The organism is Nonomuraea sp. NPDC048826, assembly GCF_043198225.1.
GTDB lineage: Bacteria > Actinomycetota > Actinomycetes > Streptosporangiales > Streptosporangiaceae > Nonomuraea.
Genome location: NZ_JBICUQ010000017.1, coordinates 44,180 through 57,933 on the forward strand (window position 1 = coordinate 44,180; position 13,754 = coordinate 57,933).

Here is a 13,754-nt window from a genome sequence, read left to right on the forward strand (position 1 = left end):
GCCATGAAGACGTCCGGGACCGGCGACGAGCCCGACGCCGACGTCGGCCAGGACCTCGCCCGGCTGTGGAGCGTCCTGGCCCACGTCGTGACGCCGACCACCTTCGTCGCGGCGCTCATGGTCTACTTCGGCTCGGTGCGTACCAACACCCTGTACCGGAACCTGGGCGTGGATCAGAGCCTGCTCGGCCTCTCCCTCCAGGACTACGCGATGCGCAGTGTCGGCTCGACCGTCGAACCGCTGGTGATGGTCCTGCTGGGGGTTCTGGTCGCGCTCACCGCGCACACCGTGCTGGTCCGCCGCCTGACCCGCCATCGCGTCGTGACGCGCTGGTTCCTGGTGGTGCTGGGAACACTCGGCCTGGCCGGCGCCACGATCGGCCTGCTCCACATGGTCGGCAAGATGAACTGGCACATGAAGGCCCCGTTCGTGCCGCTGTGCCTGGCGTTCGGCGTCCTGGCGCTCGCCTACAGCGTCTCCCTCCACGTCATGCTCAGTCCCGCCCGTGCCGGTCCGGCCGGCCCGCTGCGGATCGTCCGGCGCACCGTCTTCGCGGCCCTGCTCGCCCTCCTGCTGCTGTGGTCGATCGCCCAGTACGCCGAACTGCGCGGACAGGACGTGGCGGACACCTTCCGGCGGAACCCGGCCCAGCTGTCCGGCGTGGTGGTGTACGCGCCCCAACGTCTGTATCTGGAGGGGCCCGGCATCACCGAGAGCCTGCTGCCGGACGCCGCCGCCAAGTACCGCTACCGCTACGCCGGTCTGAGCCTGCTGACCCGGTCCAACCAGCGCTACTTCCTGCTCCCCGCCTGCTGGGCGACCGACTCTCAGGCCCGGGCGATCGCCCTCCCGGACGACCCTTCGCTTCGCCTGGAGTTCTTCCCGGTCAGGACCCATCCCGACTGCCCGCCCGCCTAGTCGGCGTGCTCGGCCGCGGTTCTCGGGAGTGCCGGCATCACGAGCGCCGTGAGCACGTACAGCGCGACCGACACGAGCAGGACGATGCCGAGCGCGTGACTGTGGGCGGGCAGCGCCGGCGCCCCCGCGGCCCCGGCGGCGACCGAGGTGAAGAAGATCGTGCCGAGCACGGCGATGCCGACGGCCCCGCCGATCTGGGTGACGGTGGACAGCACCCCGCCCGCCGCGCCCGCGTTGCGTCCGGGAACGCCGGCGAGCACGACGTTGACCAGGATGGGCGCGGCGAGACCGAGCCCGAGGCCGCCGGCGAAGAGCGCGAGGGCGAGAGGCCAGTACCCGGGATCGGTCCCGCCCCTGACCAGGAACCAGAGGAAGAGCTGGGACGCCGCGATGGTGAGCGAGCCGGCGACCAGGAGGATCCTGCCCGCCTTGGCGGCGAGGGCGACGCCGAGACCGGAGGTGATGATCGAGCCCAGCGCGTACGGGAGGATCACCAGGCCCGTCTCCCACGCGCTCCGGCCGGTTCCGTTCTGCAGGTAGACCGAGAGGGTGAGGAAGTACGCCCCGACGCCGCCGAAGAAGAGCAGCGAGGCGCCGAGGCCGACGGTGAAGGCGCGGATGCGCAGCAGAGCCGGGTCGAGGACGGGCTCGTCCCCGCGGCCGGTGAGGCGGTGCTCGTAGCCGAGGAAGATCGCGAGCACCACGATCCCGGCGGCGAGGAGCGCGTAGGCGGCCCAGTTCCATCCCCAGGTCTCGGTCTGGATGATCGGCAGCAGCAGGAGCAGGATGCCCGCGGTCGCGAGGACCGAGCCCGTCAGGTCCAGCCGCGCGGTCGAGGGGGAGCGGGACTCGGGCAGGACCTTCGCGCCGAGGGCGAGCGCCAGGATGGAGACCGGCACGTTGATCCAGAAGATCGTGCGCCAGCCCAGGCCGAACAGGTCGGCGTCGACGAGCAGCCCGCCCAGCAGCGGGCCGGCGATCGAGGCGACGCCCTGGACCGCGCCGAAGGCGCCGAACGCCTTGGCCCGCTCCGCCGCGGCGAACGACGCCCGGATGATCCCGAACACCTGCGGGACCATGACCCCGGCGGTCAGCCCCTGCCCGGCCCGCATGCCGATGAGCATCACCGGATCGACGGCCAGCGCGCACAGCGCCGAGGTGACCATGAACCCGGCCAGTCCGATCATGAACAGCCGCTTGCGGCCGTACTGGTCGCCGAGCCGTCCGCCGGTGATCAGCCCCGCGCCCAGGGCGAGGGTGTAGGCGGCGATCATCCACTGGATCTGCGCGTCGCCCGCGCCCAGGTCCCGGGCGATCGCCGGGGCCGCGACGGTGACGATCGTCGCGTCGAGCAGGTCCATGAAGGAGCCGAAGAGCACCACCAGCAGCGCCGCGGTCGCGCCGGCGCCGGCGATGAGCGTCGGAGGAGAGGCCTCAGGCGCGCGGTCGTCTCTTCGGGAACTCGGCAAGTCGGTCATGCCGGTCATCATGGTCGGGATAGCTGCCATCGAATGGCCGCTATGAGGTGAGAAAATCGGACCATCATGGCTGCCACTTCAGCGCGGACGCTCAAACTGCTGTCGATCCTGGGGATCGGCGTGACCTTGACCGCCGGCGAACTGGCCGCCCGGCTCGGGGCGTCCGTGAGGACCGTGCGCCGCGACATCGACACGCTCCGGGATCTCGGGTACGAGATCGAGGCCGTCCGCGGCGCGGGCGGGGGCTATCGGCTCGGGTCCGTCATCCGGCTGCCGCCGGTCGTGTTCGACGAGGACCAGGCCGTCGCCGCCGCCGTGGCGCTGCAGACCGTGCCGACGGTCCTGTCCGGCATCCGGGAGAACGCGGCTCGCGCGCTCAACACGCTCCACCAGGCGATGCCCGCGCGCAGCCGCCTGCACGCCGAGGCGTTCACCGTCCTGTCGGCCCGCAACTACTGGGAGTTCCCCGGGCCGCCGATCGACGCCGACCTCGTCCGCGTCGTGGGCGGCGCGATCAACCGTCGGCACCTGATCCGCGTCGACCACCCCGGCGACGGCCGGCCCGCCCCGCTCACCCTGGAGCCGCACGCCCTCGTGGTGTGGGCCGCCCGCTGGTACCTGGTCGCCTTCGACCCGGCCGCCGGCCGGTGGCGCGCGATGCGCCTGGACGGCATCCGCCCGCACCCCACGCACACACCCTTCGACCGCCGTGACATCCCGCACGGCGATCCCGTCGCCTTCGTCATGACCGCGCATGACCGCGGGGACGCCACCGCCGCATGGCCGTGCCACGGCTCAGCCGTCCTCGCGCTGCCCGCCGCCACCGTCGCCCGGTTCGCCCCCGGCGGCTCCACCGTCGCGTACGAGACCGAGACCACGTGCCGGCTCACCCTCGGCGCCTGGTCATGGCCGGGGCTGGCGGGGCTGCTCCTCACCTTCGACGCCGACCTCACCGATGTCGAACCGGCCGAACTCCGGCAAGCCCTGCGCTCCGTGCGCACCCGCGTCGGCAAGGCGCTCCGGCCCGCGTAATCATCCAGGACCGACGCGGGAGCGAACCAAGGAGGAAGTCCGGCATGCCGGATCTGTCACCATCCAGAAGGAGACAGGAATGCGCAAGCTGTTCAAACTGGCCCTGCCCGCCGTGGTCGCGGCAGGCATGCTCACCGCCCCGGGCATGCTCGCGTCGTCCGCCTCGGCGACGGCGACGGCGACGTCTTCGGCGACGGCGACATCGAGCCTGACCCTGACCGGCGGCGGGTGCGAGGCGCTCGCGCGGCGGTTCCTCTGCTCGGTCTCCTTCAGCGGCGGCGTCGCGCCGATCGCCGTCCGCTGGTTCGTCAACGGCTTCAACGTGCCCTCGTTCGACGACCGGACCTTCGTGGGGATCGGCTGTCAGCCGGGCTTCAGGACCGACATCCGCGCCGTGATCAGCGACGCCGCCGGCGCGTCCGTCGAGTTCCGGACTGCTCCCGTCTGCCGCTCCGGCAACCCGTGACCTCTCACCGCGACGAGCCCTGAGGGTCGTCGAACTCCCGTTCACCGCCCTCGGGGTCCCCTCCGGCGCCCGGTGCCGCCACCCCGAGCTCCAGTCCGAGCAGCAACCGGTGCGTCGGGTTCGCCAGCGCGACGCCGAACAGCTCCTGGGCGCGCCTGATCCGCTTGCGGACGGTGTCCTCGTGCAGCGTCAGCTCCGCGCCGGCGGCCCGGACGTCCCCGAAGTCCCGGAGACAGGACAAAAGCGTCGCCCGGTAGGCGGTGCCGAGCCGATCGCCTGACGACGGCACGCGGTTCCGGGCCACCGGAGCCGCGCCGTCAGCGCTGGGTGAGCCACCAGAACAGCAGGCCGACGAGGCCGGTGCCGGCGGCCTGGGCGGCGCCCCTGGCGAAGGCGAGGCCGAGGGCGCGGCGGAGACGGCGGACGCGCCGCGAGCGGCGGCGGTGGGCGGGCGGGATCCTGCGGGGCGCTGCGTTGTCGGTCATGGCCGCATGACATCCGAGATGCCGACGGGGTTGAAGGTATGCCGGATCAGTCCGGATCCGTGCGGCTACCCTGCCGGTGAGCGGGGATCCGGGCCGGTACGTCCCGGATCCGGATCCCGGTCCCCGGCGGGCGAGGAGGCGTGGCGGCGTGGCGGAGTTCCGGCCGGAGAGGTCGACCTCGCGGGTTCTGGCCGAGCTGGCCCGGCTGTGGGACCAGGCCCGGGTCCACAGCCCCGGCCGGGTGACGCAGAAGGAGCTCGCGAAGGTCTCAGGCGTGCCTTACTCGACGGTCAACGGGTGGGCGACCGGCGCCGCGGCGCCCCGTGACCTGGATCAGCTCGTCCAGGTCGGCGCGGCCTTGGCCGGGTGGGCGGACGAGCCCGCCCTGTCGGCGCGCGCATGGGACCGGCTGATGGCCGCCGACCGGGCCCGCCCCGCGCCGGCCGGGACGGGCAGGTCCGACAGGACCCGCCCGGATCCCGCGGGGACCGGCCCGTCCGACGGGACCCGCCCCGCTCCCGCGGGGTCCGGTCCGTCCGGCCAGGACGACGCGGGGGAGCGGGTCCGGGTCGGGGTGATCCCGCAGCCGGCCGACTGCTTCCAGGACCGCCAGGTCGCCGTGGGGGAGGCGCCGACCCAGGTGCTGGCGGGGATGGGCGGGGTCGGCAAGACCCAGCTGGCCGCCGCCCGCGCCCGCCGCGCCTGGGAGCAGGGGGTACGGGTGCTGGTGTGGGTGAACGCCGCCACCCGTGACGGCGTCGTCTCCGCCTACGCCGACGCCGCGGCGCGCCTGGGGCTGCCGGTGTCCGACCGGGACGACCCCGAGCGGGCGGCGCGGGAGTTCCTGGTCTGGGCGGAGACCACCGACCGGCCCTGGCTGGTGGTCCTGGACGACGTGTGGCGGCCCAAGGACCTGAGCGGGCTGTGGCCGCCAGCGGCCACGTCGGCGGCGGGCGGCCGGGTGCTGGTCACCACCCGGCTGCGAGAGGCGGCCCTGGCCGGGGCCGACCGGCTCACGATCGGCGTCGACACCTTCACCGAGGCCGAAGCCCGTTCGTACCTGACCGCCAAACTCGCCGGCCACGACCCGGACGCCGACCTGGACGGCCTGGCCGCCGACCTGGGGGCGCTGCCGCTGGCGCTGGCCCAGGCGGCGGCCTACATCGTCAACGCGGCCATCTCGTGCGCCGCCTACCGGCAGCGGCTGGCCACCCGGCTGCTGGCCCACGCCGTGCCCGGCGAGGACTACCTGCCCGACGGGCATGAGCGGATCGTCACCGCCACCTGGGAGCTGTCCGTCGACCACGCCGACCGGGCGGCGCCCGCCGGGCTCGCCCGCCCGGTGCTGTGCCTGGCCGCGGTCCTGGACCCGGCGGGCATCCCCCAGCAGGCGCTGACCGGCCCGCCCGCCCTGGCCTACCTGACCAGCCATCTGCCCTCGGGCGAGGTGGACGAGGCCATGGTCGACGAGGCGCTGCGGGTGCTGCACCGGCACAGCCTCCTGGACCATGATCGTGCCGCCGCCCATCGCGAGATCCGCGTCCACCAGCTCGTCCAGCGCGCCACCCGCGAGAACGTCATCGCCAGGCCCGGCCTCGGCGAGCACCTGTTCACCGAGGTCGCCCGCACCGCCGCCGACGCCCTGCTGCACCTGTGGCCGCCGGTCGAACCCGATCAGCTCGGCCCCGTCCTGCGCGCCAACGCCGACGCCCTGCTGCAGGCCACCGGCACCGCCCTGTTCGGGCCCGACACCGGCGTCCACCCGGTGCTGCTGCACGCCACCACCAGCCTGGGCGAGACGGGACAGGTCGCCGCGGCCATGACCGCCTGCGCCGAGCTGCACTCCCGCTGCCTGCGCACCCTCGGACCCGATCACCCCAGCACCCTGGCCGCCCGCAGCAACCTGGGGCTCTGGCGGGGGGAGTCGGGGGACGCGGCGGGCGCGGTCGCCGTGTTCGAGGCGTCGCTGGCCGACCTCGAGCGGGTGGTGGGCCCCGACCACCCGTACACCCTGATCGCCCGCGGCAATCTGGCGCGCTGGCGGGGCGAGGCGGGGGACACGGCGGGTGCGATCACCGCGCTGACCGAGCTGGTGGCCGACCGCACGCGGGTGCAGGGCCCGGACGACCTCGGCACCCTGATCACCCGCCACAACTTGGCCTGGTGGCGCGGCAAGGCGGGAGACGTGACAGGCGCCGCCGCCGCGTGCGAGGAGTTGGTGGCCGACGAGGAGCGGGTGCTCGGCCCGGACCATCCCCGAACGCTGGCCACCCGGCACATCCTGGCGCGGTGGCGGGGTGAGGCGGGCGACGCGGCCGGGGCCGTCACGGCCTACGAGAAGCAGCTGGCCGACCGGTTACGGGTGCTCGGCCCGGACCATCCCCAGACGCTGGCCACCCGGCACAACCTGGCGCACTGGCGTGGACTGGCGGGTGACGTGGCGGGCGCCGCCGTCGCGTGCGAAGACCTGCTGGCCGACGAGGAGCGGGTGCTCGGCCCGGATCACCCCCAGACCCTGGCCACCCGGCACAACCTGGCGGAATGGCGGGGCCGCTTGGGCGGCGCGGCCGGGGCGGTCCTGGCCTACGAGAGGCTGCTGGCCGATCAGCGGCGGGTGCTGGGTCCCGACCACCCCGACACCCTGGCCTGCCGCGTCGACCTGGCGCGGTGGTGGGGCAACGCGGGGGACGCGGCCAGGGCCGTCGCCGCGTACGAGGAACTCCTGATCGACCAGGAGCGGGTGCTCGGCCCGGACCACCCCCAGCTGTCGGCCACCCGCCACAACCTCGCGCTGTGGCGGGAGCGCCGGCGGCCGGGCTGACCCCGGTCAGAAGGTGGCGATCGGGTTGACCGGGCTGCCGGACGTGCCGGCGAAGCGGACCGGCGCGACCGCGAGCTGGAAGTCCCACTGGCCCAGCTCGGCGGCCGTGGTGGCGCACTCCTCCAGGTCGCAGTTGTCGAGCATCCACAGGCCCATCGCGACCAGGCTCACGGCGTGCACCGGCATCAGCACGGCGTCGTACCCCGACGGCTGGACGTCCTGAGGAGTGTCGGCGCCGATCAGCGCGACCTCCCGTTCCTGCAGCCACGGCAGGCAGGACGCGTGCCAGCCGGCCTGCGTGTAACCGCTGACCGGGCCGGACTCGTACCGGAGCCGGCCGTTTCCGGTCCGCAGGAGCACCGCGTCGCCGGGCCGCACCCGCACACCCTGGCGACGCTCGGCCTCCTCCAGATCCTCGGGGAACACGCCCTGCCCCGGCTCCAGCCACGGCACGTCCCGCACGGCCGCGACGTCCAGCAGGACACCGCGCGTGACGATCCCGGCCGCCGCCGCCGTGACCGACGCCCACCCCGATCCCGTCGCGGCGTCGACCAGCGAGTGCGGCCGGCCGTTGTACATCGCGCCGTCCCAGAAGATGTGGCACGGCGCGTCGAGGTGGGTGACGGTGTTGCCGTGGAACATGAGGCCGAGCCGCTCGGTCGAGAAGCCCCAGTGCCGGTCGTCGCGGAACGTGGGCGCCGGCATGTTCTCGGCCCCGGGCATGTCGGCGGCGCACGGGCACGCCGTCGTCGACCGCTCCATCTCGTCCGGCACGGCGACGTCCCAGGCGCATGACACGCTCCTGCCGTGCCGCACGGCCCGCGCCGCCGCCAGCCGGACGTCGTCGGTGAGGTGGTTCAGCGTGCCGAGCTGGTCGTCGTCGCCCCACCGCCCCCAGTTCGACAGCGTGTCGAAGTATCCCAGCACGTCGTCCTGCGTCGGCGTCGGCCGCCCTGCCGTCATCGTGGCTTCGACTCCTCAGGTCGGGTGATTTCGAGGCACCGCAGGCAGGCTATCCCGCCTCCTCCTGACGCGGCGGCCCCGACGAGGTCCGCCCGTTTCCCGCTTCGCGGGGGCGCCCCGGGCCGTCGCCCAGCGACTGTTCGTTGAAACGTTTTAGGATGCTGTGGTATCGCCGCCGCGCGTGGTCCTGTCCCTCTCGGCGAGCCGCCGGGCCTGCCCGGAGTGGATGGACTCCACCCACTCCCAGCCCGGCTCGGCCGACGGGCCGAGCCGCGGGTCGCCCGGCTCGCGGCCGTCACGCAAGGCGTGCACGTACGCCCGATCCAGGGCGATGCGCGCGCGGACCTCACCGGCCCCGCCGACGGACCCGTGGCCGGGGACCACGACGCCGGCGTCGCCCGCCACCTCCTCCAGCAGCCGCAGCGCGGCCAGGTAGTCCTCGACCGGGTCGGAGCCGTCCAGGTCGAGCATCGGGACCAGGACGTCCGAGAGCATGTCGCCGGCGACCAGCACCCCGCGCTCCTCGATCACCAGCGCCGCGTGGCCGGGCGCGTGCGCCTGATGCTCGACGACCCGGACCCGGGGGCCGTCCCAGGGAACGTGCGTCGTCCCGGCGGGCAGGCCGGTGATGAGGCCGAGCAGGTCCATCGGCACCTGACCGGCGATCTCCGTCTCGGCCAGATGCTCCGCCACGCGGTCCCGCGCCGCCGCGTCCGGCAGCTGCTCCCTGACGGCGGACGCGCAGCGCGCCGTGCCGTAACGGGGCGCCTCGCCGAGCCGGGCGTGCCACAGCAGGTGATCCCAGTCCGGATGCGTGGAGAACCCCGCCACCACGGGCTGACCCAGCGCGTGCAGGTCGTCCGCCAGACAGCCGAGCTCGGCGCCGGTCACGCCGGGGTCGACGAGCAGCACACCGTCCGGGCCCCGCACGACGACGGCGTTGCTCCGGACGAACTCGCTCTGATGGACCAGCACACCGTCCGCGATCTCACTCAGCACGGACCCACCTCACCTGTCATCTGCTTCACTGTCGGCCACTCATCCTGGCAGGAATTGGTACCCACCGATAAGGTCCGGTTCCGTGGGGCGTTCGAGGACCAATTCAGGGCCGGCCGAGGACCTCCTCATCGAGCTGGACCGCGACGCGAGCGTGCCGCTCCACCGGCAGATCGAGGGGTCCATCCGCTCAGGCATCCGAGCCGGCCGGCTGCGCGCGGGCGCGTCGCTGCCGCCCAGCCGCACCCTCGCGGCCGGCCTGGGCGTGTCGCGCGGCGTGGTCGTGGAGGCCTACCAGCAACTCGTCGCCGAGGGCTACATCACCAGCCGGCCGGGCGGCTACACCCAGGTCGCCGCGTCGATGCCCCCGGCCGGCGCAGGCGTGGGCGCCGCGACCCCGGCGACGCGCCCGGCCGTGGGCGCCGCGGGTACCGGAGCAGGGTTCAGGGTCGACTTCGGGTACGGGCGCACCGACGTGTCGCAGTTCCCCCGGGCCGCCTGGCTCCGCTCGGTCCGCGCCGTGCTCGCCGGCACGCCCAACGACCGGTTCGCCTACCTCGACGGCCGCGGCGTGCCGGAGCTGCGCGAGGCCCTGTGCGACTACCTCAACCGGGTGCGCGGCACGGCGGCCGCCCCGGACGACGTGGTGATCTGCAGCGGCTACGGGCAGGGCGTCTCGCTGCTGATCCAGGTGCTCGCCCGGCGCGGCGCCAGGCGGATCGCCGTGGAGGACCCGTCGTCCAAGGACGACGCCTGGGTGGTGGCCGCGGCCGCCGGTCTGGACGTGGTCGGCATCCCGGTGGGCCCGGACGGCGTCCAGGTCGGCGCGCTCAACCGGGCCGACGCCGACGCGATCGTCCTCACGCCGTCGCACCAGTGGCCCACGGGAGGCGTGCTGTCGGCCGGGGCGAGGGCGGAGGTGATCCGCTGGGCGAAGCGCCGCGGCGCGATCGTGATCGAGGACGACTACGACGCCGAGTACCGCTACGACCGCGCGCCGGTGGGCGCCATGCAGGGCCTGGCGCCCGAGCACGTCGTCTACTGCGGCACGGCCAGCAAGACGCTCGCGCCGGGCCTGCGGCTCGGCTGGCTGGTGGTGCCTCCCCACCTGGTCGCCGACGTCGCCGCGGCGAAGTTGCTCGCCGACCGCGGGTCGCCGGTCATCGACCAGCTGACGTTCGCCGACTTCCTCGCCCGCGGCGAGTTCGACCGGCACCTGCGCCGGATGCGCCCGATCTACCGCCGCCGCCGCGACGCGCTGCTGCACGCCCTGCGCACCCACCTGCCCGACCTGGAACCGGCCGGGATCGCCGCCGGGCAGCACGTGGTCGCCTGGCTCCCGCCCGGCCTCGACGAGGCGGCGGTGGTGGCGGCAGCCGCCCGGCACGGTCTCGGCATCCACGGGGTCGGCCCGTACCGGATCAACGCCGCAGAACCGGGTGGCCTCATCTTCGGCTACGCCATCCTCGGCGAGTCCGCCATCGCCGAAGGGGTGGCGCTGCTGGCGGCGGCCGTCAAGGAGGTCCGGGAGGCTTGATCCTCAGCGGGCCGGGGGGATGTTCTGGTTCAGGTGGAACACGTTGGCCGGGTCGTACGCGGTCTTCACCGCGGTCAGCCGGGCCAGCTTCGCGGCCGAGTACGCCCGCCGCACGCCGCGCCGCGCGTCGGCGAGCTCGTCGGCCGTCAGCGAGTTGACGTACACCCCGCTCGCGTACGGGTCGAGCGCCGCACCGGCGGCACGGGCGGCGCTCATCCTGGCGTCGTCCTCGGCCGGGTCGGTCCAGCGGGAGCCGGCGCCGAACTCGAACATCGTGTCACGGTGGCTGAACGCCGCGTCCTCCACCGGGACGTCCGCGATGGCGCCGCCGTGCGCCTGCAGGCCCACGCCCGGCAGGTACGGGCTCGCGCTCAGGTCGGCGGCCCCGCGCAGCAGGAACGCCTCGATCGCCGCGGTGGGGAACCGCCGCAGGTAGTGCGCCTTGGAGTAGCGGCGGTAGGCGTGGCCGCCGGTGGAGTCGTCGCGCCGCTGGAGTTCGAGGTACGACGGCGTGGTGACGCGCGACGCGAGGGGACGTCCGAGGCCCCGCATCTCGGTGACCAGCCGGCGGCCCTCGTCCGGGTCGCCGACCCACACGAATCCCACCGTGGCGATCGGGCCGTCGGGGCCGTTGCCGACGTCGGCGGTGAACGTCGCCTGCCGGGGCGCGACGGCGTTCAGGTCGCGCCAGCCCTCCAGGACCGGCACGGCGTCCTCGGCGCGGAAGTCGAACTCGGCGACCAGCGTCCGCGTGCCGGTGTCATGCAACCGGAACTCGAACTCGGTGACGATGCCGAAGTTGCCGCCCCCGCCGCGCAGGCCCCAGAACAGGTCGGGGTTCTCGGTGCCGCTCGCGGTCACCACGTCCCCGTCGGCGGTGACCACGGTGTAGGAGACGACGTTGTCGCAGGCCAGGCCGTACTGGCGGGCCAGCCAGCCCATGCCGCCGCCGAGCGTGAGCCCGCCGACGCCGGTGTGCGAGACGTTGCCGGCGGTGGTGGCCAGCCCGTACGCCTGGGAGGCCCGGTCCAGCGCGCCGAGCAGCGCGCCGCCCTGGACCCGGGCCAGGCGGCGCTCGGGGTCGATCCGCACGCCGCCCATGGGCGTCAGGTCGATCATGAGCCCGCCGTCGGGGACGGCGAAGCCGGCCACGTTGTGGCCGCCGCAGCGCACGCCGATCTCCAGGTCCAGGTCCCGGGCCAGCCGCACGGCGGCGACCACGTCCGCGACGCCCTCCGTACGGACGATCATGCGGGGACGCCGGTCGACCATGGCGTTCCAGACGGTACGGGCGGTGTCGTAGCCGGCGTCGCCGGGGGTGAGGATCCGGCCGCCGAAGTGGGTCGCTGTCGTCTTCATACCGCTCAGCCTGACGGGAATTGGTACTCGCGATAAGGGCCGATCCCATCGGCTGATAGAGGACCAGTTTGCCCTTAGATCCGGGACCACCGTTGGTTGGCCGCGCCCGAGCAGCTCCAGATCTGAAGCCTGGTGCCGTTGGCCGTGGCGTTGCCCGTCACGTCCAGGCACTTGTTCGCGCCGACGGCGGTGATGCTGCCGTCGGCGTTGAACCGCCATCTCTGGTTGCTCTGACCGTTGCAGTCCCAGATGATGACGCCGGTGCCGTCGGCGGTGCCGGCGTTGTTCACGTCCAGGCACTTGGAGCCGTAGACGCGCAGCTCGCCGGCGGTCGTGGCGGTCCACTGCTGGTTGGCCTGCTGGTGGCAGTCCCAGATGATCACTTGGGCGCCGTTGGCCTGGGAGGCGCCGTTCACGTCGATGCACCTGCCGGAGCCGGCCCCCTGGATGCGGTTGGCCGGGGCCGCGGTGCCGCCGCTGACCCGGAACACGACGGTGCCGTGCGCGGGCACGCTCGCCGAGATCGGGCCCGTCGTCGTGCTGACGGCGTTCGTCCAGGCGTCACGGAGCGTGAACGGGCCGCCGGTCAGGCCGATGGCGGAGGCGGTGGTGCTGATCGTGGTGGTGCCGCCGCCCTGGTTGAACAGGGCGACCGCGACGTCGCCGTTGTTCAGCCGCTTGGCCAGGACGCGGCGGGTGCCGTCGTTGCTGACCTGGGTGGCCTGCAGGCCGAGCGGATCCTGGTTGATGGCGATCAGGTTGGCGTTCTTCATGATCGTCGAGGTCGCGTTGTCCATGTTGCGGACGTCGTTCCCGGCGATGAGCGGGGCCGCCATGACGGCCCAGAGGGCGAAGTGGCTGCGCATCTCGGTGTCGTTCATGCCGCCCCGGCCGACGACCATCATGTCGGGGTCGTTGAACTGCCCCGGCCGCGCCCGGCCAGCGAGCGGGACGTTCACGTTGACGATGTTCTGGATGCCCATCGGGTACCCGTTGGTCTGTCCGGTGTTCCAGGCGTTGGTGATGTCCTCCGTCGTACGCCAGATGTTGGCGACGTCCCCCCAGTCGCGCAGCGGGCCGGTCTTCTCGTGGATGCTGTTGGGGTTGATGCTGTAGAGGATCGGCCGGCCGGTGGCGGCCAGCGCGTCGCGCATCTTGGCGAACGTGCGCACCTGGTCGTCGATGGTGCCGGTGGGGGAGCACCAGTCGTACTTGAGGTAGTCGACGCCCCAGGCGGCGAACTGCCGGGCGTCCTGGACCTCGTGATTGAGGCTGCCGGTCGCGCCCGGGTAGCTGTTGAAGTACTGGGCGCAGGTCTTGTCCAGCGGCGCCTGGTAGAGGCCGAACTTCAGGTTCCTGGCGTGCAGGTAGTCACCCAGCGCCTTCATGCCGCTCGGGAACCGCGACAGGTTGGCCTGCAGGTTTCCCGCCGAGTCGCGGTTGGGGTCGAACCAGCAGTCGTCGACCACCACGTACTCATAGCCGAGATCGCGCATGCCTGAGCTGACGAGCGCGTCGGCCGTCTGCTTGATCAGCGTCTCGTTGATGTTGCACCCGAAGGTGTTCCAGGTGTTCCAGCCCATCGGCGGGGTGCGGCCCACGCCGTTCTCCAGTGCCTGCGCCGGCTGGCCGACCGCGATCACCCCCGTCAGCATCATGGCCAGGGCCAGGAGTGAACGGGTGCGTTTTCTGCTCATGG

At 73.4% G+C, this 13,754-nt stretch carries 12 protein-coding genes; 5 read left to right on the top strand and 7 right to left on the bottom strand.

The window, feature by feature from the left end:
• The first annotated feature begins 3 nt into the window (after positions 1-3).
• On the top strand, positions 4-918 hold the full coding sequence (locus ACGFI7_RS41110) for a hypothetical protein (RefSeq protein WP_393415070.1): 915 nt from the start codon (positions 4-6) through the stop codon (positions 916-918).
• Here the strand turns inward: ACGFI7_RS41110 and ACGFI7_RS41115 are convergent.
• On the bottom strand, positions 915-2,396 hold the full coding sequence (locus tag ACGFI7_RS41115; protein ID WP_393415073.1) for an MFS transporter: 1,482 nt from the start codon (positions 2,394-2,396) through the stop codon (positions 915-917). The two genes, ACGFI7_RS41110 and ACGFI7_RS41115, sit on opposite strands and share 4 nt — an antisense overlap.
• Positions 2,397-2,462: 66 nt before the next feature.
• Between ACGFI7_RS41115 and ACGFI7_RS41120 the strand changes: the two genes are divergently transcribed.
• The gene (locus ACGFI7_RS41120; RefSeq protein ID WP_393415076.1) at positions 2,463-3,428 is read left to right on the top strand and encodes a helix-turn-helix transcriptional regulator; all 966 of its coding nucleotides are present in this window, start codon (positions 2,463-2,465) and stop codon (positions 3,426-3,428) included.
• A gap of 79 nt (positions 3,429-3,507) precedes the next feature.
• Positions 3,508-3,894, top strand: a complete 387-nt coding sequence (locus ACGFI7_RS41125) for a hypothetical protein (RefSeq protein WP_393415079.1) — start codon at positions 3,508-3,510, stop codon at positions 3,892-3,894.
• Between the two features lie 4 nt (positions 3,895-3,898).
• On the opposite strand, the gene ACGFI7_RS41130 is transcribed toward ACGFI7_RS41125, so the two are convergent.
• Both ACGFI7_RS41130 and ACGFI7_RS41135 read right to left on the bottom strand, forming a co-directional pair.
• Complete coding sequence (locus ACGFI7_RS41130; RefSeq protein ID WP_393415082.1) at positions 3,899-4,198, bottom strand: helix-turn-helix domain-containing protein; 300 nt, start codon at positions 4,196-4,198, stop codon at positions 3,899-3,901.
• Between the two features lie 13 nt (positions 4,199-4,211).
• Positions 4,212-4,379, bottom strand: coding sequence for a hypothetical protein (locus ACGFI7_RS41135; protein WP_393415085.1), 168 nt, complete (start codon positions 4,377-4,379; stop codon positions 4,212-4,214).
• A gap of 148 nt (positions 4,380-4,527) precedes the next feature.
• On the opposite strand from ACGFI7_RS41135, the gene ACGFI7_RS41140 reads away from it, so the two are divergent.
• Complete coding sequence (locus ACGFI7_RS41140; protein WP_393415088.1) at positions 4,528-7,200, top strand: tetratricopeptide repeat protein; 2,673 nt, start codon at positions 4,528-4,530, stop codon at positions 7,198-7,200.
• Between the two features lie 6 nt (positions 7,201-7,206).
• On the opposite strand, the gene ACGFI7_RS41145 is transcribed toward ACGFI7_RS41140, so the two are convergent.
• Positions 7,207-8,163, bottom strand: coding sequence for a cyclase family protein (locus ACGFI7_RS41145; protein ID WP_393415091.1), 957 nt, complete (start codon positions 8,161-8,163; stop codon positions 7,207-7,209).
• A gap of 153 nt (positions 8,164-8,316) precedes the next feature.
• Complete coding sequence (locus ACGFI7_RS41150) at positions 8,317-9,162, bottom strand: MBL fold metallo-hydrolase (protein WP_393415094.1); 846 nt, start codon at positions 9,160-9,162, stop codon at positions 8,317-8,319.
• A gap of 82 nt (positions 9,163-9,244) precedes the next feature.
• Between ACGFI7_RS41150 and ACGFI7_RS41155 the strand changes: the two genes are divergently transcribed.
• Positions 9,245-10,696, top strand: a complete 1,452-nt coding sequence (locus tag ACGFI7_RS41155) for a PLP-dependent aminotransferase family protein (protein ID WP_393415097.1) — start codon at positions 9,245-9,247, stop codon at positions 10,694-10,696.
• A gap of 3 nt (positions 10,697-10,699) precedes the next feature.
• On the opposite strand, the gene ACGFI7_RS41160 is transcribed toward ACGFI7_RS41155, so the two are convergent.
• Together ACGFI7_RS41160 and ACGFI7_RS41165 are read right to left on the bottom strand one after the other, a co-directional pair.
• On the bottom strand, positions 10,700-12,055 hold the full coding sequence (locus tag ACGFI7_RS41160; RefSeq protein ID WP_393415100.1) for an FAD-binding oxidoreductase: 1,356 nt from the start codon (positions 12,053-12,055) through the stop codon (positions 10,700-10,702).
• Between the two features lie 74 nt (positions 12,056-12,129).
• Positions 12,130-13,752, bottom strand: coding sequence for a glycoside hydrolase family 27 protein (locus ACGFI7_RS41165; RefSeq protein ID WP_393415103.1), 1,623 nt, complete (start codon positions 13,750-13,752; stop codon positions 12,130-12,132).
• Positions 13,753-13,754 lie beyond the last annotated feature (2 nt).